This window comes from Gemmatimonadota bacterium, assembly GCA_016714015.1.
Taxonomy (GTDB): domain Bacteria; phylum Gemmatimonadota; class Gemmatimonadetes; order Gemmatimonadales; family Gemmatimonadaceae; genus Pseudogemmatithrix.
The window spans coordinates 895,397-921,581 of record JADJNZ010000001.1 but is presented as its reverse complement, the minus strand read 5'-3'; the positions used below and the strand labels follow the sequence as shown (position 1 = coordinate 921,581).

General features: G+C 69.8%; 20 protein-coding genes and 1 pseudogene. 15 read left to right on the top strand and 6 right to left on the bottom strand.

The window, feature by feature from the left end; translation table 11 throughout:
- Nucleotides 1-26: 26 nt before the first annotated feature.
- Both IPJ78_03915 and IPJ78_03910 read left to right on the top strand, forming a co-directional pair.
- On the top strand, nucleotides 27-2,840 hold the full coding sequence (locus IPJ78_03915) for a protein kinase (GenBank protein ID MBK7905690.1): 2,814 nt from the start codon (nucleotides 27-29) through the stop codon (nucleotides 2,838-2,840).
- Nucleotides 2,841-3,043: 203 nt separating this feature from the next.
- Complete coding sequence (locus IPJ78_03910; protein ID MBK7905689.1) at nucleotides 3,044-5,029, top strand: Ig-like domain-containing protein; 1,986 nt, start codon at nucleotides 3,044-3,046, stop codon at nucleotides 5,027-5,029.
- A 111-nt stretch (nucleotides 5,030-5,140) separates the two neighbouring features.
- Here the strand turns inward: IPJ78_03910 and IPJ78_03905 are convergent, their stop codons facing one another.
- Nucleotides 5,141-5,932: a carboxypeptidase regulatory-like domain-containing protein gene (locus IPJ78_03905; GenBank protein MBK7905688.1), complete on the bottom strand. Its 792-nt coding sequence runs from the start codon at nucleotides 5,930-5,932 to the stop codon at nucleotides 5,141-5,143.
- 63 nt (nucleotides 5,933-5,995) lie between these two features.
- A pseudogene (lon, locus tag IPJ78_03900) lies at nucleotides 5,996-8,558 on the bottom strand (endopeptidase La).
- Between the two features lie 251 nt (nucleotides 8,559-8,809).
- Here lon and IPJ78_03895 point away from each other — a divergent pair.
- Both IPJ78_03895 and IPJ78_03890 read left to right on the top strand, forming a co-directional pair.
- Entirely contained in the window at nucleotides 8,810-10,717 is a 1,908-nt protein-coding gene (locus tag IPJ78_03895) for a serine/threonine protein kinase (protein ID MBK7905687.1), read from the top strand.
- Nucleotides 10,710-12,722, top strand: coding sequence for a protein kinase (locus IPJ78_03890; GenBank protein MBK7905686.1), 2,013 nt, complete (start codon nucleotides 10,710-10,712; stop codon nucleotides 12,720-12,722). Before IPJ78_03895 ends, IPJ78_03890 begins: the two co-directional genes overlap by 8 nt.
- An 11-nt stretch (nucleotides 12,723-12,733) precedes the next feature.
- Here the strand turns inward: IPJ78_03890 and IPJ78_03885 are convergent, their stop codons facing one another.
- Nucleotides 12,734-13,552: an alpha/beta fold hydrolase gene (locus tag IPJ78_03885; protein ID MBK7905685.1), complete on the bottom strand. Its 819-nt coding sequence runs from the start codon at nucleotides 13,550-13,552 to the stop codon at nucleotides 12,734-12,736.
- A gap of 414 nt (nucleotides 13,553-13,966) precedes the next feature.
- Between IPJ78_03885 and IPJ78_03880 the strand changes: the two genes are divergently transcribed.
- The 3 genes from IPJ78_03880 to IPJ78_03870 all read left to right on the top strand — a co-directional run bounded on the left by IPJ78_03880 (nucleotide 13,967) and on the right by IPJ78_03870 (nucleotide 16,997).
- Nucleotides 13,967-14,812 carry a hypothetical protein gene (locus tag IPJ78_03880; protein ID MBK7905684.1) on the top strand — a complete coding sequence of 282 codons (846 nt, stop codon included), beginning with the start codon at nucleotides 13,967-13,969 and terminating at the stop codon, nucleotides 14,810-14,812.
- The gene (locus IPJ78_03875; protein MBK7905683.1) at nucleotides 14,743-15,705 is read left to right on the top strand and encodes an alpha/beta fold hydrolase; all 963 of its coding nucleotides are present in this window, start codon (nucleotides 14,743-14,745) and stop codon (nucleotides 15,703-15,705) included. The genes IPJ78_03880 and IPJ78_03875 overlap by 70 nt, the downstream gene beginning before the upstream one ends.
- A gap of 164 nt (nucleotides 15,706-15,869) precedes the next feature.
- Nucleotides 15,870-16,997, top strand: coding sequence for a DEAD/DEAH box helicase (locus tag IPJ78_03870; protein ID MBK7905682.1), 1,128 nt, complete (start codon nucleotides 15,870-15,872; stop codon nucleotides 16,995-16,997).
- A gap of 2 nt (nucleotides 16,998-16,999) precedes the next feature.
- Here the strand turns inward: IPJ78_03870 and IPJ78_03865 are convergent, their stop codons facing one another.
- On the bottom strand, nucleotides 17,000-17,425 hold the full coding sequence (locus tag IPJ78_03865) for a GspH/FimT family pseudopilin (protein MBK7905681.1): 426 nt from the start codon (nucleotides 17,423-17,425) through the stop codon (nucleotides 17,000-17,002).
- Between the two features lie 96 nt (nucleotides 17,426-17,521).
- Here IPJ78_03865 and IPJ78_03860 point away from each other — a divergent pair, with 96 nt between their 5' ends.
- The 7 genes from IPJ78_03860 (at nucleotide 17,522) to IPJ78_03830 (ending at nucleotide 24,032) form a co-directional block, all read left to right on the top strand.
- On the top strand, nucleotides 17,522-17,767 hold the full coding sequence (locus IPJ78_03860) for a hypothetical protein (GenBank protein ID MBK7905680.1): 246 nt from the start codon (nucleotides 17,522-17,524) through the stop codon (nucleotides 17,765-17,767).
- A 147-nt stretch (nucleotides 17,768-17,914) separates the two neighbouring features.
- Nucleotides 17,915-18,085, top strand: coding sequence for an Rdx family protein (locus tag IPJ78_03855; protein ID MBK7905679.1), 171 nt, complete (start codon nucleotides 17,915-17,917; stop codon nucleotides 18,083-18,085).
- Between the two features lie 60 nt (nucleotides 18,086-18,145).
- Nucleotides 18,146-19,225: an ATP-dependent 6-phosphofructokinase gene (locus IPJ78_03850; GenBank protein MBK7905678.1), complete on the top strand. Its 1,080-nt coding sequence runs from the start codon at nucleotides 18,146-18,148 to the stop codon at nucleotides 19,223-19,225.
- 48 nt (nucleotides 19,226-19,273) lie between these two features.
- On the top strand, nucleotides 19,274-19,912 hold the full coding sequence (locus IPJ78_03845) for a hypothetical protein (GenBank protein MBK7905677.1): 639 nt from the start codon (nucleotides 19,274-19,276) through the stop codon (nucleotides 19,910-19,912).
- Nucleotides 19,913-20,146: 234 nt separating this feature from the next.
- Nucleotides 20,147-22,642 carry a DEAD/DEAH box helicase gene (locus tag IPJ78_03840; GenBank protein MBK7905676.1) on the top strand — a complete coding sequence of 832 codons (2,496 nt, stop codon included), beginning with the start codon at nucleotides 20,147-20,149 and terminating at the stop codon, nucleotides 22,640-22,642.
- A 162-nt stretch (nucleotides 22,643-22,804) separates the two neighbouring features.
- Nucleotides 22,805-23,401: a TetR/AcrR family transcriptional regulator gene (locus tag IPJ78_03835; protein MBK7905675.1), complete on the top strand. Its 597-nt coding sequence runs from the start codon at nucleotides 22,805-22,807 to the stop codon at nucleotides 23,399-23,401.
- A gap of 16 nt (nucleotides 23,402-23,417) precedes the next feature.
- The gene (locus IPJ78_03830; protein MBK7905674.1) at nucleotides 23,418-24,032 is read left to right on the top strand and encodes a sigma-70 family RNA polymerase sigma factor; all 615 of its coding nucleotides are present in this window, start codon (nucleotides 23,418-23,420) and stop codon (nucleotides 24,030-24,032) included.
- Here IPJ78_03830 and IPJ78_03825 read toward each other — a convergent pair.
- Complete coding sequence (locus IPJ78_03825; protein ID MBK7905673.1) at nucleotides 24,001-24,627, bottom strand: CGNR zinc finger domain-containing protein; 627 nt, start codon at nucleotides 24,625-24,627, stop codon at nucleotides 24,001-24,003. The genes IPJ78_03830 and IPJ78_03825 overlap by 32 nt on opposite strands.
- 50 nt (nucleotides 24,628-24,677) lie before the next feature.
- Between IPJ78_03825 and yjjX the strand changes: the two genes are divergently transcribed.
- On the top strand, nucleotides 24,678-25,217 hold the full coding sequence (gene yjjX / locus IPJ78_03820; protein MBK7905672.1) for an inosine/xanthosine triphosphatase: 540 nt from the start codon (nucleotides 24,678-24,680) through the stop codon (nucleotides 25,215-25,217).
- Between the two features lie 45 nt (nucleotides 25,218-25,262).
- Here the strand turns inward: yjjX and IPJ78_03815 are convergent, their stop codons facing one another.
- Nucleotides 25,263-26,183: a universal stress protein gene (locus tag IPJ78_03815; GenBank protein ID MBK7905671.1), complete on the bottom strand. Its 921-nt coding sequence runs from the start codon at nucleotides 26,181-26,183 to the stop codon at nucleotides 25,263-25,265.
- Nucleotides 26,184-26,185 lie beyond the last annotated feature (2 nt).

Here is a 26,185-nt window from a genome sequence, read left to right as displayed (position 1 = left end):
CCCCGCCGTCCCTCAACTTTGTCGCGATGGGCGCCTTCGGCGTCCGCCACCGCGCATTGGGGGATCCGGCACTGCCCAGCTTCTGCCCGAATTGTGGGGCACCTCGTGAGGACGATGCCGCGTTCTGCGCGCGGTGCGGCCGCAATTTCACCGAGGAGTTCAAGGGCACGCCGATCGACCAGATCGAGGACGCGTCCGAGGTATTCCTGCGCCTCCGCGCCGCCATCGGCGACCGCTACGCCATCGAGCGCGAGCTCGGCAAGGGCGGCATGGCGACCGTCTACCTCGCGCGGGACATCAAGCACGATCGCGAGGTCGCGATCAAGGTGCTGCATCCCGAGCTCTCGGCGTCGATCGGCGCCGACCGCTTCGAGCGCGAGATCCGCCTCGCCGCCAAGCTGCAGCATCCGCACATCCTCGGACTCTACGACTCCGGCGACGCCGACGGGCTGCTCTACTACGTGATGCCCTTCGTGCGGGGCGAGGCGCTCCGCGACCGGCTCGACCGCGAAGGGATGCTCCCCGTCGAGGACGCGCTCCGCATCACCCTCGAGGTCTGCAGTGCGCTCCACTATGCGCACGAGCAGGGAATCGTCCACCGCGACATCAAGCCCGAGAACATCCTCCTCTCGGGCGAGCACTCGCTCGTCGCCGACTTCGGGATCGCGCGCGCGGCGAACGACGCCTCCGGGCAGAAGCTGACCCAGACCGGCATGGCCGTGGGCACGCCGGTGTACATGGCGCCCGAGCAGTCGACGGGGGACCAGGTCGGGCCGACCGCCGACATCTACTCGCTCGGCTGCATGCTCTACGAGATGCTCGCCGGCGAGCCGCCGTTCACCGGCGCCAACGCCATGGCCATCATGGCGAAGCACCTGATGGAACAGGTGCCGAGCGTGCGCGTGGTGCGGAACACGGTGCCGATGGAGGTGGAGGAGGCGATCTTCCACGCGCTGGCCAAGGCGCCGGTGGACCGGCCGAAGACGGCGCAGGCCTTCGCCGAGATGCTCGGCGACACCGGGCGCTCCTCCGGCGGGCGTCGCGCCATGCGCCCGACCTCCGCCGGGCGCAGTTCGCAAATGATGTCGCGCCCGTCGATGATGACCCCGGTGCGCGGCTCGCAGATGATGCCGCGCCCCACGCTCGCGGGTCAGCCGGTGTTCAAGATCGACGAGATGGGCGAGCTGGTCGAGCTCCCGCCGTGGTGGAAGCGGCCGGCGACGCTCCTTGTCGCGGGGCTCGTCGTCGCGCTGGGGAGCGCTGCGACCTACTTCGCGATGCAGCAGCCCAAGGCGGCGGGCGAGGTCGACCGCAGCCTGCGACGCGTGGCGGTCCTCTATTTCGACGACGCGAGCGCCGACTCGTCGCTGCGGCCGGCTGCGAACGGCATCACCGAAGGCCTGATCCGTTCGCTCTCGCGCGTGAGTCAGCTCACCACGATCTCGAAGGACGGCGCCGAATCCGTGCGCAACATGACGAGCACGGACAGCATCGTCGACGCGCTACGGGTCGGCTTCCTCGTGCGCGGTTCGCTGCGCCCGGAGGGGAAGAACGTCCTCATCAGCTACCGACTCGAGAATCGGAACGGGCGCTCGGTCGGAGACGGGTCGATCCCGGTCGCCCGTGACAGCCTGTTGCAGGTCCAGGACTCCATCGCGCACCGCGTTGGTGACCTCATCCGCGAGGCCCTTGGTGCGGAGATCCAGGTCAACGCGCAGCAGGCCGCGACCTCCAGCAACGTCGCCTGGCTCGCCGTGCAGGACGGACTCGCCCTGCAGCGTCGCGCGGCCGCGGCCCTCGGTGCCGGGGACGCGGAGGCCGCCGTCACGTTCTTCGATCGCGCCGATTCCGCCTTCGCCGCGGCGGAGAAGGAGGATCCGCGCTGGGGGGAGCCCATCGTTCGTCGGGCGTCGCTCGCCTACGCCCGGTCACGCACCTTCGGGCGAAATACCCTCCTCATCAAGCCGTGGGTCGCGCTGAGCATCACGCATGCTGATCGCGCGCTCGCGCTCAACGCCGAGGACGCCGACGCGCTCGAGGCGCGCGGCACGACGCGCGTGTTCTCGTTCCTTCAGGGTGTTCCGGAGGAGCAGGACAAGCCGGCCGAACTGCAGAAGGCAATCGACGATCTCCGGAAATCGACGACGATCAACCGGGCCCAGGCTGGTGCGTGGGCCTCCCTGTCGGCCGCCTACTACTCCGACCCCGCGTCGCCGCTCAGCGAGGTCACGACTGCGGCGCAGATGTCGCTCGCCGCCGACGAGTTCCAGGCGAATGGGATCCTCACGCGCGGGCGGCTCGTGAATGCCGCCTACGACAACGGGAGCTTCAAGCAGGCCGACGACGCCTGCGCGGACCTCGAGCGGCGCTATCCGGGGAACGTGCGCGCGGTGCGGTGCCGCCTCTACCTGCAGTCCATCCCGGACCTCCCCGTCTACGATATCGCCCGGGCGTGGCGGCTCGCCGATTCCTTGCAGGCGGCGTATCCGCCACGCGACTCGGTCATCGGTCGACGCGTAGGGCAGATCTTCGCCGCCGCGGTCCTGGCGCGCGCGAGCCGGATGCCGGCGGCGGCGGCGGGGCTCGCTGACAGCGCGCGCCGGGTACTCGAGCGTGCCGAGGGCGACGCGATCATCGATCCCACCGGCGAGCTAAAGATGTTCTCGGCCTTCGCATCGGTCATCCTCGACGACCGTGACGATGTGTATCGACGCCTCGGCGACTACATCGCCGTGAGCCCGGCGTCTCGGAAGGAGGACATGCGGACCAAGCCCACCTGGTGGTTCCGGCCTCTGGAGTCCGACCCGCGCTGGCGCTCGCTGGTCGGTGCTGGACCGTAGGACGGTCGCAACACTGAGGCGGCCCGACCCCGCCTGAAATCCGAATACAGCCCGAAATACCGCGTCCGCAGCCGCCGTTCAGCAGGCTCGCTTGCGGCATCCGTCTTGCGCTGTCACTTTCTGACGCAGTCCCACCCCGGCCTCCCGCCGTTCCGTTCAGGACGGCGCAAGCTGACGGTGCGCCACCCCACTCGGAGTCCCGCATGCTCAGGTTCGCCCGCTACCTCGCTGTCTTCACTTTCGCGCTCGTGCTGGCGTCCTGCGGCGAGGCGCCGACGGCCACCGGCGACGCGGCCCTTCGGGTGACCAAGCAGTCCGCCTCGGTCGTCCCCGGCACCTGCACGACGCTGGCGCAGCTCAACCAGCTCGCGGCCGTGATCTTCACCGCTCGCTCCTCACCGAACATCAACTCGGTCAAGGGCAAGCTGAAGGAGCTCGACAAGGAAGTGCGGAAGAACGACATCGAGGAGGCGCAGGAGGAGGCCGCCGAGATCGTCGCGTTCACCCTGAAGAAGTGGAATCAGGGCCGGCTCGCCGGCACCGAGGCGCAGCTCAAGGCATTCACCAACGCCGTCCTCTGCTACGCGGGCATCGACGTTGATGTCGTCGAGCCGAACAGCTTCTTCATCCTTCCGTCCGACCAGCCCCAGGTCATCACGAACGTCGAAGGGACGGCCGGCATCGCGTTCCCGGCGAACCCGGTCAGCGAGCCGACGCTCGTCTCGATCGAGGTGATCCCGAATACCTTTCCGGCGGGCGAAGGTCCGCTGTCGACCAAGCTCGACCAGTACCCTGGCTACATCCGCATCACGAAGACGTCGGAGACCGACGCGCCGCTTGCGCAGCCGGTCGTCGTCGCGGTCTGCGCCAGCGGTGTCATCCCGCCCGAGGTCCGGGCCCGGCTCCGGCTGGGACATCAGGCGACGGCGGGCTTCGAGATCACCCCGCCCGCGCCGGCGAACTTCATCAGCTGCCCGGTCCAGACCGGCGAGGCGCCCGCGCCCTCGGGTTGGGGACGCGTCGTCGACCTGCTCATGCCGTCGAAGGCGCATGCCTTCCAGCAGGAGTTCGGCGGCGGCGTCGGTGGCACCGTCACCGAGTTCAGCCCCTTCGCGCCGGTCGATCCAGTGCTTGAGTTCGGCGGTGGCGTCGGCGGCACCGTGACCGAGTTCACCCGCATGGGCCTCGGCCAGTCTGCGCTGTTGAGCGAGACGCTCAACCTCATGGGGGCCTGCGCCTCGCCCATCGAAGGCGCGCAGGGTTCGCCGCTCCGCGATGAGTGCCGGCCGAGCATCACCGTGCGCACCCGTCAGGGCACGCCGTTCATCGGCGTCCCGGTGAACTGGAACGTCACCCAGGGCGGCGGCAGTGTCGCCGCGAACACCGGAAGCTGCGGCGCGTTCGGCACGACCGCACCGACCACCACCGGTCCCAATGGTGGCGCGGGCATCTGCTGGACGCTCGGCGCGGTGGGAGCGAATCAGGTCGTCGCGACCCCGACGCTCGGCGGCGACGCGCTCGAAGGTGTCGTCTTCTCGCCCGCCTCGTTCACCTTCGACGCCGTCGCGAATCCGCCCGCCGGGCTGATGTTCTCGCTGCAGCCGCCTTCGACCGTCCGTGCGGGCATCGGCTTCCCGGCCGCCGTGACCGTCGTGGACAAGAACGGCGAACGTGTCTTCGCCTCGAATGCCGAGGTCAGCGTTCGACCCAGCGAAGGTTCCTTCCTCGGTGGTGTGACGCAGGTGCGCGTGAAGGCGGTGCAGGGTGTGTCGAGTTTCCCTGCGCTGCCGAGCACGCAGGTCGGCGACTTCACGCTCCTCGCGACCGCGGACTTCCTCCCGCTCACGTCGGCGTTCGCGAGCTCGCCGTTCACGGTGACGGCGGGGCTCTCGTACGCGATCGTGCCGAGCGCCGGGAACGAACAGACCGGCGTCGCGGGGCAGGTCGCGCCGGTCGATCCGACGGTCATCGTCCATGACCGCTGGGGCAATCCGGTCGCGGGCGCGGCGGTCACGTGGCATCGCATCAGCAGCGGGATCGCCACCCGGATCGCGCAGACCACGACCGATGCGACCGGCCGCACCTCGACTCCGTGGACGCTCGTCCTCGGCGCCAACCAGCTGCGCGCTGGCTTGAACGAGGGGTCGTTCGCCACCTCTCTCTTTTCGGCGACCGGCACCGCGCCCTGATCGAGGGTAGGTCGCCGACGAGTTCTGCCATGCACGAAGGGCCCCGGGCGGATGCCCGGGGCCCTTCGTGCATGCATTCGTGACCGCGCCGCCGCGCGGTCGGGGCGCCGTTCAGCGACGGCTGCCCGTCCAGATCGCGATCAACCCGCACCCCTGTGCGATGCGTGACCCCGCGACGCGTTGCAACTCCACCGGGACCGCCGCGATGCTCCCGTAGATCTCGATCGCCGCGATCGACTGCGCACTGATGACGTCGTCGATCGCCGCGAGCGAACTCATCGGCGGCGGGTTCGGATTGCCGACCGCCTCTTCGTAGGTGCCCATCAGGCGCTGGCCATCCACGAGCACGGTCATCGCGCACATGATCCCGCGCCCCATCAGCACCTGCTTGCCATTGTTCGGGGTCACCTTCACGTAGCTGTCCCCCGCGAGCACCTGCGAGAGGCGCAACGGGTTGCGGAACTCGAGTTCCTCCGGTGTGATCATCCGCGCCGCGTAGGCGCCCTTCTGGATCCGCTCCACGCGGTCATAGAAGCCTGTGCGGGCGAGCGGCGTGTCCCGTCGCCCGCTGATCGTCACCGGGTCGAGCGCCCTCGGCATGGGCACGAGGTCGGCGAGGAAGTATTCCTTTCCCTCCGGTCGCTTCGCCCAGCCGACGAACGGCTGGAAGCCGATCCGCCGCGCCGTGACGTTGAGCGAGTCCGCCGGCTTGAGGTTGAATGCGACCCGTCCGGAGTCGTCCGCGACGCGGCTCGCGCCATTGTTGATCTGGACGTAGGCGAAGGGGATGGCGTTGCCGCGCACGTCGGTCACCTGCACGGTCACGCGATCGCCCTGGGCGGCGAGCGCGGGCGCGAGGGCGGCCGCAGCGAAGATGCGGAGCGAGAGGGTCCGACGGGTCACGGGAGGGAGGGGTGAAAGGTCATCGGGGCCGGCCAATCACGTCCGCCGACCCCGATGATGATACTACGCGACGACCGCCAAGGGTTCCCCGGCGCCCTTCTCGGGTTCGGGCAGGAGGGCCAGCGCCAGCACCTCCTCGAGCGACCCCACGAAGTGGAAGCGCAGCTTGGCACGGGCCTCGTCCGGCACGTCCTCCACGTCGGCCTCGTTGTCCTTCGGAAGGATGACGTCGGTGATCCCGGCCCGAAGTGCCCCCAACACCTTCTCCTTCACCCCGCCGATGGGAAGGACGCGGCCGCGCAGGGAGATCTCCCCCGTCATCGCGAGGTCCTTCCGCACCGGACGTCCGCTCATCTCACTGGCGAGCGCCGTCGAGATCGCGACACCCGCCGACGGTCCGTCCTTCGGGATGGCGCCGGCCGGTACGTGGATGTGCGTCTCCACGGTCCCGAGACGGCTCCGCGGGATCCCCAGCTTCTCGGCATTCTTGGTCACGTACGTGAAGGCGGCGCGCGCCGATTCCTTCATCACGTCCCCGAGCTGGCCGGTGAGGATGAGCGCGACCGGCGCGCCTCCCCCGTTGCCGTCGCCTGGCGCCGGGGTCGTCAGCGGCCGCACCGACGCCTCGACGAACATGATGTCGCCGCCCATGGGCGTGTAGTACATGCCCGTCGCGGTGCCGACCTCGTGCGCGACGTTGGCCTTCTCCGGATGCACGCGCGGCCGGCCGAGCAGTTCGCGCACCTCCTCGGCGGTGATCACGCCGTCAGCGGTGGGATCCTCCCCGGTGTTCGTCGCGATCCGGCGCGCGATCTTGCGCGCCACCTTCCCGACCTCGCGCTCGAGCTGCCGCACGCCGCTCTCGCGCGTGTACTGGCTCACCAGCGAAGCGATCGCCGCGTCATCGAACGTGACGGGCTTGTCCGCGAGCCCGTTCTCCTCGAGCTGGCGCGGGATGAGGTACTTCTTCGCGATCTCGGCCTTCTCTCTCTCGGTGTAGCCGCCGAACTCCACGATCTCCATGCGGTCGAGGAGCGGACCGGGGATGTTCTGGATGAAGTTCGCCGTCGCGATGAAGAGCACCTCGCTCAGGTCGAACGGCACGCCGAGGTAGTGGTCGGTGAAGGAATCGTTCTGCGCGGGGTCGAGCACCTCGAGCAACGCGCTGGACGGGTCGCCCTGGAAGGACGACGCCGAGCTTGTCGACCTCGTCGAGGAGGAAGACGGGGTTCTTCGTACCGGCCTGCTTCATCCCCTGGATGATGCGGCCGGGCATCGCCCCGACGTACGTGCGACGGTGGCCGCGGATGTCGGCCTCGTCGCGCGCGCCCCCGAGGGCCACCCGCACATACTCGCGCCCGAGGGAACGGGCGATCGACTTGGCGATCGAAGTCTTGCCGACGCCCGGCGGGCCCGAGAAGAGCAGGATCGGTCCCTTCGCCATCGCGCGGGCCTTCGCCTCGCGCTTGTCGGTGATCTGCCGGTCCTTGTCCTCGCCGTTCGACTTCTTGGGCGCAGCCGTCGCGGTCGCGTCCTCCTTCGGCGTCTGGAGCTTGGCGATGGGGAACTCGCCGGTGCGGTCCATCTCCTCGGCGAGCTGCTGCGCACGGAGCTGCCGTACCGCGAGGAACTCGACGACGCGGTCCTTCACGTCCTTGAGGCCGTAGTGGTCCTCGTCGAGCACCGTGACGGCGTGCTTGAGCTCGAGCTGGTCGTCGGAGCGCTTGTCCCACGGGAGTTCGGCGATCCACTCGAGATAGGTGCGGATCACCTGCGCTTCCATCGACTCGCGCCCGGCGCGTTCCAGCCGGCCGAGCTCGCGCTCGACCTCGGTGCGTGCCTCCTTCGGGAGCGTGAGCTTGATGAGCTTCTCGCGGAGCTCCTCGATCTCCTTCGTCTGGTCGTCGTCGCCGAGCTCCTTCTGGATCGCCTTCATCTGCTCGCGCAGGAACATCTCGCGCTGGCGCTCGCCGAGCTCCTCCTGGACCTGCGACTTGATCTCCTCCTGCGCCTCGAGGAGCGAGATCTGGCGCTGCACGTGCACGAGCACCTTCCGCAGGCGCTCCTCCACCGAGAGGGTCTCGAGGAGCCCCTGCTTCTCCGGCACGGAGAGCTCGATGTACCCGGCGACGAGGTCGGAGAACTTGCCCGGCTCGGTGACCGAGTCGAGCACCTGGTGGACGACCTCCTCGGGCAGGCCGCGGCGCTCGCCGAGCTCGGCGGCGCGCTCGCGGATCTCCTTGTGGAGCGCCGAGAAGGCCGCGTCACGGTCGTCGGGCGGCGACATCTCCTCCACCGGCATCACGACGGCGGAGAGATAGCCCTCGGTCGTGGTGTATTGGAGCGACGTGGCGCGCTGCTCGCCATGGAGCAGGAGCTGGACACCACCGAGACCGCGCTGCACCTGGCCGATGCGCGCGATCACGCCCATCGAGTACAGGATGTCCGGGCTCGGCTCCTCGGCGTTGTCCTTCTGCGCCACGGCGAACACGAGGCGGTCGCCCTTGAGCGCCGACTCGATGGCGCGCAGGGTGCCGGGTCGCCCGGCCGCGATGGGAGCGGTCAGGCCAGGGAAGATGACGGTCCCACGGAGGGGGAGGACCGGGAGGGTCTGGCGCGCGCTCATCGTGTGGGATCCGATCGGGTCGTCAGGGAGGTCATGGTCCCCCCAAGGAGCAAGGGTCGTTCCGCCCTGACTTACGACATGTTGGCGGGGAATGCAACTTTCCACCGCCTTCCTGACGTAGGACCTGCCATGGCGGCGACCGGAAGGCGGACGACGCGCGCGGCGTGACCGAACGAGGGGTCCGCGCGTGGTGTGGTCGTGTGCCAAGTGGTATCCTTGTCCATCTCCGCCTCCGACTTCCAGCCCCCGCCGTGAGCGAACCCCAGATCAGCCAGTCCGACGCCGAGCTGCGCTCGCACGTCGTGCGCGTGCTCGAATCCCAGTACGAGGTCGAGAAGGAGATCGGCCGCGGCGGGATGGGGATCGTGTACAAGGGCCGCGACAAGCGACTCAAGCGGCCGGTCGCCATCAAGCTCCTTCCCCCCGAGCTCGCCTTCCGTTCGGAGATCCGCCAGCGCTTCCTGCGCGAGGCGGAGATGGCCGCGCAGCTCTCGCACCCGCACATCGTCCCGATCTACTCGGTCGACGAGCGCGAGGGGCTCGTCTACTTCGTGATGGCGCTCGTCGAAGGCGAGAACCTGGGCACGCGCATCCAGCGCCAGGGGCCGATCGCGCCCGACGAGGCGCGCCGGATCCTGCGTGAGGTCGGCGACGCCCTCGCCTATGCCCACTCGCAGAACACCGTCCACCGCGACATCAAGCCGGACAACATCCTCATCGACGGCCAGACCGGCCGCACGATGGTCACCGACTTCGGCATCGCGCGCGCCGTGAGCGAGGGGGCGGAGCAGAAACTCACCGGCACCGGGATCGCCATCGGGACCCCGGCGTTCATGAGTCCGGAGCAGTCGGCGGGCGACCGCGACATCGACGGCCGCACCGACCTCTACTCGTTGGGCATCGTGGCCTACCAGATGCTCTGCGGGGACCTGCCGTTCAACGCCACGAGCACGCCCGCGCTGCTGGTGAAGCACCTGAGCGAGCGGCCCACGCCCATCGGTCAGCGGGCCAACGTCCCGCCCGACCTCGCGCGCGCGGTCATGCTCTGCCTGGAGAAGAACCCCGCCGACCGCTTCCCCAATGCGAGGGCCTTCGTCGAGGCGCTCGAGACCGGGCGCGTGCCTGAGCTCCCGGCGCGCGCCGGCACCGCATATCCGCAGGCCGCCCCCAGCTGGCAGCCGATGACCGTGGCGTCGGCCGAGGGTGAGCCGACCGCCGACGAGATCCAGCGATGGAGCGCGCCGGAGGTGGTCGATTTCCGCCGCCGCATCGCGCCATTCCTCTTCGTCACCGGCACCTTCTTCGTCGTCGATCTCATCGGCGGGCCGAACCTGATGTTCGTTTCGGCCTTCTGGGGCATCAGCATCGCGTACAAGTACGCCAAGCTCTGGAGCGACGGCTACGACTGGCGCGATGTCTTCCAGCAGCCCCGGGACAAGATGATCGTCGACGTCGCGGCGGAGACCATCGACGATGCGAAGGCGATCTTCAATCCACAGAAGCGCGCCGAGGTCCGCGAACGCGACCGGAAGCGGCGCCTGAGCCAGGGCATCTCGCCGGTCGGCGGATTCCCCGCGGGCGCGCCGGCGTCCGCCGCGGGGCTGGCGGCGCTCGGCAACGGACCCTACGCCTCCGCCGCGCGCCAGGCGATGCTCGACCGCGACGAGATCGTGCGCATGATGCTCGACGTCCCCAAGGCCGATCAGGCACGCCTTCCCGAGGTGGTCCCCAGCGCCCGCAGCCTCGCCGACAAGGTGATCGCGCTCGCGACGGGACTCACGGCGCTCGATCGCGAAGTGGGGACGACCGGCGTCGAGGCCATCGAGAAGGAGATCGGCGTCCTCGAGGCGCAGGCGAATCCCCTGGATCGCGCGGCGAGCGAGTCGCGCGTGCGGCGGCTCGCCACGCTCAAGCGCATGCGCCGCGCGGCGGCCGACGCCGGCAAGAAGCGTGTCGAGATGGCGGCGCGGCTCGAGAGTTGCGCCATCGCGCTGCAGAATATGAAGCTCGACATCCTGCGCCTCAAGACCGGGAACCAGACGTGGCAGCACGTCACGTCGGTCGCCGAGCAGGCGATGGCGCTCGCGCGCGAGGTCGATGCGCAGGTCTACGCCGGCGACGCGATGGCCGGACTCGGCCGTTCCCAGCCCCGTGGCTGAGGACACGCTCCTCCGCGAGCGTTGCGCCACCGCCGTCGCCGGCCTCTACGAGATCGAGGAGCAGATCGGACGCGGCGGGATGGCCGTTGTCTATCGGGCCCTCGATGAGCGGCTGAAGCGGAAGGTCGCGCTCAAGGTCCTCCCGCCCGAGCTCGCGTTCCGTCCCGAGGTCCGCACCCGCTTCCTGCGCGAGGCGGAGATGTCGGCGCGCCTCTCCCACCCGCACATCGTCCCCATCTACTCCGTCGACGAGGCGGAGGGGCTGGTGTACTTCGCGATGGGGTTGGTCGAGGGCGAGTCGCTGGCGGCACGTCTGCACCGGGAGCCGCGCCCTCCGCTCGACTTCGTGCGTCGCGTGCTGCGCGAGGTGGCCGGCGCGCTGCACTACGCGCATCAGCAGGGCGTGGTCCACCGCGATGTGAAGCCCGACAACATCCTCATCGAGGCGCCGTCGGGACGCGCGCTGGTCACCGACTTCGGGATCGCGCGAGCGGCGGAGGGCGATCAGCGGCTCACGGTCACTGGCATCGCGGTCGGGACCCCCGCGTACATGAGTCCCGAGCAGGCGATGGGCGAGCGCGAGGTCGATGGGCGCGCCGACCTCTACGCGCTCGGCGTCGTTGGCTACCAGATGCTGGCGGGGGAGCTGCCGTTCCAGGCGACGAACACGCCGGCGATGCTCATGAAGCATCTCAGCGAGCGGCCGCGGCCGCTCTCACAGGTGCGCGCCGACCTGCCGGAGAACCTCGTGCAGGCGATCGACCGCGCGCTCGCCAAAGGGCGCGACGAACGGTGGCGCGACGCGCAGGCCTTCGCCGACGCGCTCGCCGAGGATGCGGCAGCGGCGCCGGCGCCACGCCGCTCGACGCCGCGGCTGAGCCACCCGGCGACCGTGGGGACGGTGCAGGGGCGCCTGGAGGAGGAACCAGGGACGGCGATCGAACGCCTGCGGCAGCACACGCCGCTCCCGGCCCCGCCATTCCCGCCGCTGCCTCGCGACTGGATGTTCGACGCGAACACGCGCGAGCAGGGCAAGGAGGTCCTGCGGCAGTGGCGCGAGGAGCAGCGGCGCTGGCGCGAGGAGGTGCGCGGGCGGGATGCCCCGCGGTCGTCGATGCGGATGGCGGCGCTCGAGCTGCAACAGTACGAACTCCAGCGCCGTTCGCCGGAAGAGCGCGTCGCGAGCGTGCGTCGTCGGCTCGCCGGGACGGGAGTGACGCTGGCAATGCTCGCGACGATCAATGCCGTATTCACGCCGGGATTCCCCTGGGTGCTGTTCCCGGCGATCGGCATGGCGTTCGGCGTGATCCGCAGCCTCTCGAACCTCTGGGCCGACGGCATCCCGGTGCGTGACGTGTTCCGGCGACCGGATCGCGCCGCGGTGCGCGGGGACGAGCAACCGTTGCGCCGCCTCGAGCCGAGCATCCCGGCGCCGGCGGCGGCCACGGCGACGGAGGCGGTGCTCGACAGCGTGCCGCGTGAGGTCCTCGACGGACGGCACGGCTCGAAGGTGAAGGACGCATACGGTGCTCGCGGGCAGATCCGCTCCCTGCTCGCGCGGTTGCCTGAGTCGGAGCGTGCGCTGCTCCCCGAGATCCAGCCGACGGTCGAGTCACTCGTCGAGCGGGTGCGCACGATCGCGGCGGCGCTCCATGCGCTCGACACCGATGCCTCGCCCGACGCCCTCGTGCGACTGCAACTCCGGATTGCCGAGGCGGAGGCACTGCCGGAGGAGGCCCCGGAACGCGCGCGTCGCCTTGAGTTGCTGCAGCGGCAGCTGACGACGCTCACGGACTTGGCCGAGCGGCGCACGACGCTCTCGCAGCAACTGGAGCACGCGCTACTCGTGCTTGAGACGATGAAGCTCGATCTCACGCGCCTGCGGAGTTCCGGGCTCGAGGCGCGACTCGCCGACCAGGGCCCGGTGACGCAGGAGATGCGCGCCCTCGCGCGAGACGTGCAGCGGGTGGCCGAGGCCGTGGACGAGTCGCAACGCGCCGACTGAGGCGCCCGCGGCTAGCGCCGCAGCAGGGCGGTCAGCGCGGCGAGAACGCGCTCAGGGGCGTCTTCGGGGAGGAAGTGGCGCGCGTCCTCCACGATCTCTAGAGTCGATCCCGGGACGGCGGCGTGCATTCGATGGGCGAGCGAGACGGGATAGAACGGGTCGTCCGCGCCCCAGAGGATCGCGGTCGGGATGCCCGACACGGCGAGCGGCGCGGCGAGGTCCGCCGTCCCGCACCGTCCGAGCGCGCGCAGATGCTGGACGAGGTGGTCGCGGCCGATCGGGGTCGTGAAGGGGTGAAGGCAGGTGTCGAGCGTGAGGCGACTACGGTCCGGATCGATGAAGCCCGCGCGCACCGATCCTTGGACGAGTCCAGCGAGCAATCCGGGCGGCAGCATCCCCGCGAGTGGCAGCAGGGCGCGCGCGAGTCTTGCCATCCGGCGGGGGGCCACCCCGAACGCGGCGGTGTCGAGGAGCGCGAGGTGCGACACGCGATCGCGGGCTTGGGTGGCGATGATCTGCGCGACGCCTCCGCCGAGGCCGTGCCCCACGATACAGGCGCGCGCGATCCGCAGGTCGTCCATCAGTCGGAGGACCGCCGCGGCGTGGACGGCGCAGTCGGCGGCGCCCGGGCTGGGATCCGATCGACCGAACCCCGGGAGGTCGCACACGACGAGGCGATGGCCTGCAGGGAAATCCCGGACGACGCCCTGCCAGAGGCGGGAGGCGGTGGGGAACCCGTGAAGGAGGATGACGGGTACACCCTCCCCGCGGGTGCCGGCGGCGAAGTAGTACATGCGCTGCCCGCCGATATCCACGAACTCGCCTCTCATGCGAGGTCAATCTGGCGCTTTGGAGTGAAAATGGTATCCTTAGCGCTTGGTTGGTCGCACACAGGCCAGAAGGGCTTCATCCCGTTGATTGGCAACGCCTTGAGCCGGACTTACACGTTGACCACACCCGCCGTCATCCCCGTTTCGATCTTCGCGCCTCCGCCGCCGCCTCTTCCGGCTGTGGGGTTTCCGCTTGAATGGCTGCTCGATAACGCGTCAGCACCTATCCAGTATCGCGCCATCATCGATGTCGCGAGACTCAGTGCGCACGTTTCGCCGAAGGTAGGCAATCTGCCATACACGTACCGGCCCGCGATAGAACTCGCTCTGCAGGCCGCGGTCGACGGCGTGTGGAACGGGTCCATCCTGTCACTACCCTCGCAACGCGCCGAGCACTTCGAGGGGATCGGCACGGTGCCAGCCTTTCGGCGACTGACCGAGTACGGATGGGACAAGGATGCGCCGCCGCTCCTGCACACCCGTCGCGTCCTCTTCCGCTTGCTCGCCGAGGATGCTGCCGATCGTTCGATGCTCTTCGAACTCGCGCCCTCCAAGGCGAAGGTCGAGGAGGAGTCTCTCCTCCTGCAGCGCCAACTCTTGCGAGAGGCGGCAGGCGCCGCCCTCGCGGGCGCGGGCTTCGAGGGCGACCCGCGCTTGCGCGGCCTCGCGCGCCGCACCGTGGACCGGCTCGCGGACTTCCTTCGATCGCCCCTCGCCGAGAAGCCGTGGATTCGCGTCGGCAACAAGCAGGTGCTGCATCCCGACGCGTTCCCGCCGACGATCCACATGCTGCATCTCCTCGCGCACATGCCGCTCTTCCAGAGCGAGCACTACGACGCCATGGAGCTCCTCTACGAGTATCTCACGCGACCCCTGCCCCGGCAGGAGTCGATCCAGCAGGTCGGCACCCAGATGCTGCCGATGCCGCATCTCGTGCTCGGCGACCTGCTCCCCCACCGGAACGCGGTCGAGGACGACGTGCCCGCCGCCCTCGCGTGGCTCGAGTTGATGGCGCGCCTCGGGTTCCTCCGTCGCAACGACAACTGGTCGAAGATGTTCGAGCGGTTCGTCGACGACACCGACCGCACGGGCGTCTGGCATCCGCACAAGGGGATGGCGATGCCGAAGAGCGCGAATCCGTACGTCTGGCCGATGTTCCCGCTCGAGCAGCCGCACGGGGGGGAGGAGCGGTGGGCCGACGTGACGTTCCGCATCGGTCTCATCGCGCGGCTGGGCGGCCGGCCGATCGACCTCATCTAGCACGAGGCGCGACCATCCTCGACCGACTCCCGCCCGCAGAGTGGTTCCCGGCGGGCGTCGACGGGATCACCGCGCGGACGCTGGTCGTCGGGACCGGGCTGCGCCTCCGCGTGCTCGAGGCCGGCGCGGCCGATGGTGCGCCGATCGTGCTGCTGCACGGTTGGGGCGTGTCGAGCTATCTCTGGCGGCACAACCTGCGCGCGCTCGGTGATGCCGGGCATCGGGCGGTCGCGATCGACCTGCCCGGGCATGGACTCTCCGATGCGCCCGAGACGCCGGGGGCATACACGCTCGACCGTTTCACGCAGCATCTCACAGCGGCGCTGGACGCACTGGCGATGCCGCGCGCGGTGATCGCCGCGCAGTCGATGGCCGGCAAGGTCGCGGTGCGCCTCGCGCTCGAGGCCCCGGAGCGCGTGCGCTCGCTCGTGCTGTTCGGCCCGGTGGGATTCGGCCTCATCCCGCCGTGGCAGGCCCTCGCGCCGATCATCCCGCTGCTCCCGGGCACGGTGCCGTCGCAGCTCGTGCCGCGGCGCGTCGTCGACTTCGTGCAACGCCGCGTCTACGGCAAGCTCGGCTGGTTCTCCGAGCGCGACGTGGACGAATACTGGGCACCGACACAGTTCCCGCAGGTGGTGCGCGCGCAGCTGCAGATGCTGAAGGAGTTCGACTGGGCGCCCTGGTCGCTCGAGGCGGTGGGCGCACTCCGCGTGCCGACGCAGGTGGTCTTCGGGACGCGTGACCGGACGGTGCGTCCGGTGCATGCGGAGGGGCTCACCGCCGCGTTGCGAGATGGGGGGCTGACCTGGATCCACGATGGCGGGCACGTGGTGATGGAGGAGGTCCCGGCGCGCGTGAATGCGATCCTCCTCGGCGCGGTCCGCGCGCCCTGAGTAGATTGCGGTCGATGACCAAGACGACGAAAGCGCCGCGGCCGAAGGGGAGCGCCGCGAAGAAGTCCACGCCGGCCCCCGCCGCGCCCTCGCTGCTGCCCGACCCCTCGACCGTCGAACCGACCGGGCTCACGCTCGCCGAGGCGGAGGCGAGCACTTCGGAGATCACGTTCGCCGATCTCGGCCTGAGCGAGCGGATGCTCGACTCGCTCCGCGGCGCCGGCTACACCCGCCCGACGCCGATCCAGGCGCAGGCGGTGCCGCTCGCGCTCCGCGGCAAGGACCTCATGGGTCTCGCGCAGACGGGCACCGGGAAGACTGCCGCGTTCACGATCCCCATCATCGAGCGGTTGATGGACGGGCCCAAGCGGACTCGCGCGCTCATCCTCACCCCGACGCGCGAGCTCTGCCAGCAGGTCGAGGAGAGTTTCCGGAAGTACGGGACGGGCACCGGGCTCGAGGTGATCTCGGTCTACGGCGGCGTGGGCTACGAACCGCAGGTGAAGGCGCTCCATGGTGGCGTCGACGTCGTGGTCGCGACGCCGGGACGCCTCATCGACCATCTCGAGAAGCAGAACGTCGTCTTCGATGAGCTCGAGGTGCTCGTGCTCGACGAGGCCGACCGGATGCTCGACATGGGCTTCGCGCCGCAGATCAACCGGATCGTCGCGCAGATCCATCCGTACCGGCAGACGCTGCTCTTCTCGGCCACGATGCCGCCGGAGGTCGAGGCGCTCGCGCGGAAGTACCTGCGTCGCCCGACGGTGGTGCAGGTGGGGCGCCGCTCGCAGGCCGCGACGACGGTGCGCCACTTCGTGTATCCCGTGCCCAAGCACAAGAAGACCGAGCTGCTCCGTCACCTCCTGAAGGAGATGGGCGCGACCGATTCCATCCTCGTGTTCACGCGAACGAAGCATGGCGCGGATCGCGTGGTGCGCGACCTCGAAGGGGACGGTTTCACCGCCGAGGCGCTGCACGCCGACAAGACTCAGGCGCAGCGCGAGCAGGCCCTGGCGAAGTTCAAAGAGGGGCGCGTGAAGATCCTCGTCGCGACCGACATCGCGCAGCGCGGCCTCGACATCTCCGGCATCTCGCACGTGGTGAACTACGACGTGCCGCAGCAGGCGGAGGACTACGTGCACCGGATCGGGCGCACCGGCCGCGCGGCGAAGGAAGGGGACGCCTTCACCTTCATGTGCGCCGACGAGATCGGGATGGTGCGCACCGTGGAGCGAGTCATCGGCCAGGAGATCCCGCGGATCTCGGTGGCGGGATACGACTTCGGGACCTGAGGTCACCACGATCGGCGCATGCGTCCCAGGCGGCTGACGGTCACGGTCTCCGCGCGCTGGCCGATCCCCACGATGATGGTGCTGTTGGCGACGCCGTAGCCGAGCCCGGTCGGGGCATAGGTGATGGTGTCGCGCGAGGCGCGGAGGCTGACCCGGTGGTCGGCGCGGATCGCGCGCGCGAGGAGGGTGTCACCGCCGCTCTCCACGCGCACGGTCCCCCTCACCTCATCGATGACCAGTTCCGCGAAGGCGGCGCGCCGGATGGCCGCGGCGCGCGCCAGGGTGAGTGCGCCCGCGATCTCGTGCGCGGCCTGCTCGAGGCGCACCGCGTCGAGCGCCGAGCCGACGCGGGGGAGGGCGATCCCCGCGACGAGCCCGAGGAACGTGCAGACGAGGATCACCTCGACCAGTGTAAGACCGCGACGCATGCCGATACTCCTCCGAACGGGGCGCAGAGAGGATGCGTAGATTCGGCCGATCGACCGTCATCCCCTTCTTGCCCCCGGGACCGTTCCATGGCCGCCATGCCCCTGCGCCCTGTCGCGCTCACGCTCGTCGTCGTCGCCACGCTCACCGGCGCTTGCTACACCGACCCCAAGGAGCAGCTCGACCAGATGCAGGAGACATTGGACCTGCAGGCGACATTGGAGGACCTGGCGAACCGGACGACGGAGCTGCAGTTCGCCACCGATTCCCTCCGCGGCGTGGTGGCGCGGCAGGACAGCACGCTGCGCAAGCTCGCCAATCTGGCCGGTGTCGCCTATCCCTGATCCGGGAGGTGACGCTCACGGGTCGGGATGGTAGTTTTCATGCGAAGTCACGGCATTGGGCCGTGAACTCCCGTTCTTCCGTCGTGAACCATGCGCCTGACCATCGAATTCTGCACGGTCTGAAACTACGAGCCACGGGCCGCCGGTCTGGCGGCCGCGCTCCGGGAGGAGTTCCCCGAGGCCGAGGTGGGGTTGATCCCCTCCGGCGGCGGGGTCTTCGAGGTGACCCTCGACGACACGCTCCTCTTCTCCAAGAAGCAACTCGGGCGGCATGCACAGCCCGGTGAGATCCTCGGCCTGATCCGGTCGAAGCTGTAGGACCCGGACGGGAGCGCGGGATCTCCCGTCCGGTCATTCCCCCTCCCCTCTGCTCTCATCATGCGTCTCGCGATCTCCACCGGCGGCGGCGATGCCCCCGGCCTCAATGCGGTCATCCGCGCCGCCACGCTCTCCGCCATCGCGAAGGGCTGGACCGTCCTCGGCATCAAGCGGGGCTATGCCGGCCTGCTCGGCGAGGACGAGGTGGTGCCGCTCACCGCGGAGTCGGTGCGCGGCATCGCGCACCTCGGTGGCACCATCCTGCGGACCACCAACCGCGGCAATCCGTTCGAGTTCCCGCGCCTCCAGGCCGACGGCACCTACAAGAACTTCGACCGCTCGGACGAGCTCATCGACAACGCGCGCAACCTCGGCATCCAGGCGATCATCTCGATCGGCGGGGACGGGTCGCTCAGCATCGCGCAGAAGCTCGTCGACAAGGGGATGCGCATCGTCTGCGTCCCGAAGACGATCGACAATGACGTGTCCGGGACGGTCACGACCTTCGGATTCGACACCGCGGTGTCGACGGCGATCGAGGCGATCGACAAGTTGCACACCACGGCCGAGAGCCATGACCGCGTGATGGTGCTCGAGGTCATGGGGCGTGACGCGGGCTTCATCGCGCTTCACTCGGGGGTGTCGGGGACGGCGGATGTCGTGCTGATCCCCGAGATCCCGTGGAAGGTCGAGAAGGTCTGTGAAGCGATCATGGAGCGCGACAAGCGAGGCCGGAAGTTCGCGATCGTCGTCGTGGCCGAGGGCGCGCACGACGAGAGCGGCGAGGCCTCGATCATCGGTGAGTCGATGCCGGGCCAGGCCCGTCGCGTGGGTGGGATCGCCCAACGGCTGGCGCACATCATCCAGGAGAAGACCGGCAAGGAGTGCCGGTCGATGGTCCTCGGGCACCTGCAACGCGGCGGCATGCCGACCGGCTATGACCGGCTGCTCGCGACCCGCTTCGGTGGGGCGGCGACGGAGGCGGTGGCGGCGGGAAAGTGGGGGCACATGGTCGCGCTCCAGACCCCGAACATCGTGACGGTGCCCATCAAGGAAGCCCTGAGGGACACCAAGCGGGTCGACCCGACCCACGACGTGGTGCGGACCGCCCGGGCGGTGGGGATCAGCTTCGGGGACTGACCCCGGACTGAACGTCCCAGTGTCGAAGGGGTACCTTTCCTCGTCCTCATGCTGATGCTCCCGGTGCGACCCTCACTGCTTCGGCCGGCCCTGGCCGCGCTACTCGCCTTCCCGGCGATAGGCGTGGCGCAGTCTCGGACGTCGCGGGACACGGTGCCGCTGACGATGCTTCCTCCGGCCGGGAAGTGCCGCATCTGGATGGCGGGCGTGCCGGCCGCGCAGCAGCCCGCACCGACCGATTGTTCGACCGCGTTGCGCCAGAAGCCGGCGAACGGCGTCTTGCTCTACGGTCCGACGCAGCGTGATGCCGACGCCGAGCGATTCGATCCGCAGGTGGGACAGGATGCGCGAACGACCAAGTCGTCGCGCGAACAGCAGGCGGACGAGCGTCGGAACGGGTCGCCCGCGGAGCAGGCGCTCGAGCGCCAGCGGCAGCAGGCGGAACGCGCGCGCCTGATCCAGGAGATGCGCGAGCGGGACGAGCGGAACCGCCGCGAGGCGAACGAGCGGGCATCGCTCATGGGGCGCAGCGGCGGCGCCGGGGGCACGACGACATCGGCACCGCGCGGCACCACGGCGGTCCCAAGGACCGGCGCAGGGAACTCCACGGCAGGGACCGGTGGTTCGGCGGGCACGAAGACCGCGGAGCCCAAGTCCCCTCCCGAAAGCAAGCGCAAGCCGGAGTAGATCGTCCACGCACCTGAGGACGGTCTCCGCGCGGTCCGCGATCCGTACCTGCCGCCGGATCGCGAGGCGTTCGTCCGCACCGGGGGCGAGCGGGGACGGATCATCGTCATCGCCCCCACCCGTGCGGCGTGCGAGACGATCGAGCTCGGCTTCGGCCTCGACCTCGAGACGCTGCTGTGGCGGACGCGCGGTCCCGAGCTGACCGCCCTCGCCGAACGGCTGGCCGCGTCCGATGTGCGGCCGCGCCAGGGCTTCGGCATCGTCGCCGGGACCGGCACGGGCAAGACGCTCGCCGTGAAGCCAATCGCGAAGGCGCTGCTCGCGACCGACACGCTCCGCGTGGGCGTGGTGAACCGCGAACGCGAGGCGACGCCGGAGACGCCGAGCTGGAACGTGGTGATCGTCACCACCGGCATCGCGCGGCGCTGGTTCCAGGACGGGGACATCCGGCCGCACGACACGCTCGTGGTGGACGAGATCCACCAGACGAGCGCCGAGCTCGAGCTCTGTCTCGCGCTCGGGAAGCGGACCGGCTGCCGCTTCATCTGGCTCTCGGCGACGGTCGATCCGTCGTTCTACCGGCGCTATCTCGCCGCGGCCGATGTGATCGAGTCGACGGCGTTCGACCCCGCGAAGGCCGCCAAGGTCGAGGTGGAGCGGAAGAAGCCGGTCTACTTCCTCGACGACCGCTTCCTCCAGAAGGCGATCAAGGAGCGGCGCGGCATCGGCGTCTTCCTGCCGACGCGCGCCGGCGTGGAGGAGGTCGCGGCCGACGTCGGCGCGCGGTACCCGCGCATGCAGGTCGCGTTCTATCACGGTGGCGAGCCCATCCGCGTGATCCGGCCCTTCCTCGAGGGTGAGGTGGAGAAGCCGTTCCTCCTGGCGATGACGGCGGCGGGCCAGAGCGCCCTCAACGTGCGCGGGCTCGACACGGTCGTGATCGACGACACGCGCTTCACGAACGTCGTCGAGCAGGGGCGCAACGTCCTCACGCGGCTGCACCTCGGCGCGAACGAGATCCTGCAGATGGCGGGGCGCGTGCATGGGCGCGTGGCGGGCGGGCGGGTGTTCATCCTCAGCGACCGAGACATCCGCTTCGACCAGCTCGAGCCGACCGCGCCCGAGTTCCAGCTGGCCGGGGATTCCGAGCGCGTGGCGCTCACCTGCGCCGCGCTCGGCGTGCGCGCCGACGAGCTCGACCTGCCGGTGCCGCTCGACAAGCACTCGTACCGCAACGCGCTCGCGTTCCTCGAGGCGCGCGGGATCATCGACGCGGGCAAGCTGACGCCCTACGGCACCAAGGTCGAGGCGATGCCGGTGGACCGGCAGTGGGCCGAGCTGCTCGTGCATTGCGACGACGAGTTGTTGCCGTACGTCGCGGTGATGGCGAGCGTGGAATCACTGCACCGCATGACGCGCGAGGACCGCGAGCTGACCGGGCTCATCGTACCGGGGAGCGACCATCTCTCGACATACAACGTGTACGCCGAGGCGTTCGAGAAGTGCGGCTACCTTGGCGAGGTGTACGGGCTGCCGCGGCAGATGTTCGACGAGAGCATCGAGCGGTGGGCCGAGGGCCGCGGCGTGCTGGTGAAGTCGGTGGAGGACGCCGCCCTCGCGATGGCGAGCATCTACCGGTCGGTGGGGTTGCCGCTGCCGACGCGCATGCCGCGCACGACGTCGGCGGTGGAGCGGCGGTTCATCGATCTCGTGGCGCGCATCATGCCCTTCCAGCTGGTGATCGACGAGCGCACGGTGACGGGTGACGAGGCGCGCGTGAGCAAGACGAGCGTCTGCGGGAGTTGGGGCGCGATCGCCGGGACGCTGCGCTACTTCGCCGACAAGTTCGGGATCCCGCGCGCGGCGATCGAGGGGACGCAGCTCCCCGGGGACCTGGTGCGGCGCTATGCGACGCGGCATGTCCCGCGCCTGGTGTACGATCCGGGGCGGAAGGAGCGCCCCTTCGCGCTCGAGTCGAAGGTGACGTACTTCGGGTTCGAACTCGAGCATGAACGTGAGCCGTTGTCGGAGTTCCCGCCGGAGTACGCCGCGGAGGCCCGTCACGCGCTCGCGGATGCGCTCGCGCGGAGCGAAGCGCGCCATCCAGCGGTGCCGCGCAACCGGCCGGCGATCGACGAGGTGCGGGAGGTCTGGCGGCGGTCCGGTGGGCGCACGCCGAAGCTGGGGCTCGCCGAACTCACGGCCTGGTACGAGGCGCAGCTCGCCGAGGTGCACGACCTCCACGGCTTCCGCACGGCGTCGCTCCGCTTCGTTGCGGACGCCTTCGTGCCGGCGGCCGAGCGCGCGCGCTGGATGGCATTGCCGGGGGCGGTGGAGATCCGCGATCGCACCGTGAGCCTCCACTACGAGGTGGAGGAGCTCCCCGATGGCACGTCGCGCGGTGTGGCGCGGCTGCAGATGCCGGAGAAGCTCGCGCGGAACCTGGTCGCCGAGGAGCTGCCCGTGCTCGATCGGCCGCTGCGGTTCGTCGTGACGCGGGGTGCGCGCGGGACCGTGCGCGCGGACTCCCTGCATGAGGTGCAGGAGCAGCTGTCGCGACCGTGGACGGCGGATGAGACGCCGCGTTCCTCGCGTCACGGCGGGCGGGACACCGATCATGGGCACCGCGGCATTCGCGGTGGCCGTGACGGGGGGCGTGGCGGACGCGACGACCGTGGGGGAGCAGGCGGTCGACCGCCTTGGGCACCGAAGCGCGGCAAGCGTCGCTGAGCGTCGCCGTCGACCTCGATTTCGGACCGGGGTGCAAACCCCCCGGCCATTGGGTGTTTCAGTCAAACCTTGTCTAGATTGTAAGCTGTTTAATAGCAACAACTTGAAATAAGACGAGTGAAAAGTTTGGCGATTAGGACTTTCGGTCCTATGTTTCGCCCCGTGAATACTCGACGCATCCAGATCCTCGACGCCGCCGCCGATCTCATCGGCGAGAAGGGCTTCGTCCAGACCTCCGTGGACGACGTCATCGAGCGGGCCGGCTTGAGTGGCAAGAGCCACTTCTACCACTACTTCAAGTCGAAGGAAGAGCTCGGGCACGAGGTGCTCGCGCGCCAGTTCGACGTGCTCGGCGAGCGCGGGCTCGCCATCCTGCGCGAGCCGACGTTGGATCCGATCGAGCGACTGCACGTCTTCATCGACTCGGTCGTCGCGATCCAGGCGGAGCGCGGGATGAAGGGCGGCTCGCCGTTCGGCGCGCTGGCGACGGAGATGGCGGAGAAGGACGAGGGGTTCCGCATCCGCATCGCGCGCGTCTTCCGCAACTGGACGAGCGAGATCGCGTCGCTGCTCACGCAGGCGCAGGATCGCCTCGAGGAGGATGCCGATCCCACGCGGCTGTCGCGGTTCATCGTCGCGACCCTCGAAGGCGCGACGACGATGGCCCGCATGAAGCGCGACGTGAGCGTGATGCACGGCGTCGCCACCGACCTCAAGCGCTTCGTGGCGGGGCATGTGCGTCGCCCCGTCGCCTACTGATCCGGGAGCCCCTCTCATGGCCACGATGGCAGCCAGTGTCGGACTGATCGGAGCAGGCGAGCGCGAGCGCGCCGACCGACGGGCCCGTTTCGACGAGGAGGCGGTGCGCCACCTCGACGCGCTCTACTCCTTCGCGCTCAAGCTCACCCGCGCGCGCGACGACGCCGAGGACCTCGTCTCGGATACGATGCTCCGCGCCTTCCAGCGATGGGAGCAGTACAACCTCGGCACGAACATCCGCGCCTGGCTCTTCACGATCCTCTACCACGCCTTCGTGAGCCGCAAGCGGCGCATCGACGCGCGCGAGGTGCAGCCGCTCGAGGACGAGGAGGGGCGCGAGATCTTCGAGGCGGTCGGCGAGACCGATCCCGAAGGGAAGTACTACGACTCGTTCCTCGATGAGGAGATCGTCACGGCGATCCTCGCGCTGCCGGACGAGTATCGCGACGCGGTCGTGATGAGCGACCTGCACGGGCTCAAGTACGCCGAGATCGCGACGGCGCTCGGTGTCCCGGAGGGGACGATCAAGTCGCGGCTCTTCCGCGGGCGACGGCTGCTGCAGGCGCAGCTGCGCGACTACGCGGAGACGATGGGCTACATCAAGCCCGTCGCCGCCAGCGCTGCGCCTTAGCGCGATTGCCGCAGGTGCGCATGTCGCACCACTTGCGGGTGCGGGACTTCGTGAGATCGACGAAATGGCGGGGACAGCGGCGGTCGGCGCACTTGTGCACGCGGAGCAGTTCGCCGCGGACGAGTGAGTCGACCGCCGATTCGATCACGGGGATCACCAGACCGCCGAAGAGGTCGCCCACCGGGACGAAGCTGCGCGCGTAGCCGCCGTCGGGGAGGGCCTCCACGCGGCGCGTGCCCACGGAACGGCCGAGCACGCGATTGATCTCGGCGAGGACGACCTCGCGGGCACGCTCGCCCTGGTCGGTGCGTCCGCGCTCGGCGAGCGAGCGGAGCGCGGCGCGCACGCGCCGTGCCTCGACGAGGGCGGCGGCGGCACCGGACGGCTGCTGCGCGGCCCGGCGCCGGAGGGTTTCGCCCCGTTCGGCGTCGAGGACACGCGCCGCCTCGAGCCAGTCGACGAAGCGCTCGAAGCTCGCGATGGTGTCGGTGCGGACGCCGAGCCGAGCGTCGTCGGTGTTGACGAAGTCGATCCAGAGCCGGTCGCCGACGAAGACGAACTCGGTGCCCGGCGAGGAGGGAGGGCGCGAGGCCATGCGGCGAAGATAGCGCGCCCCCGGGCGTGCCGCGCCTAGATTCCCGGCTCATGCATACGACCCTCCTCTCCGTCGCCGTCGGCTCCGCCAATCCCGTCAAGCTCGCCGCCGCGCGCGCGGTGCTCGCCTGGGCGGCGCCGGGTGCGATCGTCGAATCGGTCACCGTGCCGAGCGGCGTCCCCGACCAGCCCTTTGGCGACGAGGAGACGATCACCGGCGCGCGCAACCGGGCACGCGCGGCGCGCGAAGCGCTCGATGCCGACCTCGGACTGGGGCTCGAGGGTGGCGTGGTCGATTCCCCCGAGGGGATGCGCTCGTGCGCCTGGTGCGTGGTGGTGCATCGTGACGGGCGCGAGGGCATCGGTGGATCGCTGGCGATGCCACTCCCCGACGCCGTCGCACGGATGATCCGCGGCGGTGCCGAACTCGGTCACGCGATGGACGCGCTGGTCGCCGAGGTCGGGACGAAGCACGGCAAGGGGGCGGTGGGGATCCTCACCGCGGGCCGCATCGACCGGCAGGGCGCCTACGAGGTGCTCGTCACCTATGCGCTCGCACCGTTCGTCACGCCGGAGCTCTACGCGCGCTGATCCGTGCGTGGCACTCCGGCGTGATGTCCCGGTATGCGAGGCCGACTAGCCCTTGTGCGGCCGCAACACGAGGACCGGCCGACCGGCCGACCGGATGAGCTTGTCGGCGACCGAGCCGAGGAAGATCCGCGACACTCCGCGTCCCTGGGTGGCGATCGCGAGGCAATCCGGCGTGGTCTCCTTGACGTGCTCCAGCAGGCAGCGCGTTGGCGAGAGGTCGACGCGCACGGTGTGCGTGACCTTCAGGCCGGCCTTCTCGAGTTCGGCCCCGGCGTCGCTGAGCGACTTCTTGGCGTGCACCGTCTCGGCGTCGATGCCGAACGGGTCCGGACGGTCGGCGGCCAGCGTCGCGACGACATCGCCGGGAACGTACGGGGCGACGACACGGATGAGGTCGACGGCCGCGCCGAAGGCGATCGCGAGGTCGCGGGCGATCGGAAGTATCGCGCTGGCGCGGTCGCTGCCGTCGAGCGTGACGAGGATGCGGCGGAGCGTGAAGGGTTCGCCCAGGCGTGCATCGTTCTCGGGCAGCGCGAGCACGGGCCGATGCGAGTGCCGGATGACCGAATCGGCGACCGAGCCGAGCCAGTCGGGCGTGAAGCCGCCGGCCCCGTGCGTGGTCATCACGATCAGGTCGGCATCGGAGCGATCGGCGATGTCGGTGATGAGCCCCGCCGGACTGCCGTCCTCGCACACGGGCGTCACGCGGAGCCCCCACTCGGCGGCGTACTTCGTCGCGACCTCGTCGGCATACTTCTGCGCCCGCTGCCGCAACGCATCGTCGGCGGCGAGCATGTCCTGCGAGAAGATCGCGCCCTCGGCCGTCGCGCCGACCACGGCGATGGGCACATGGGCGCGGACGACCTGCACGGCGCCACCGGCGCGGCGGGCGATGTCGCAGGCGATCGGGAGTGCGCGTTCGGCGAGGGCCGATCCGTCGAGCGGGACGAGGATGGTGCGCAGCATGG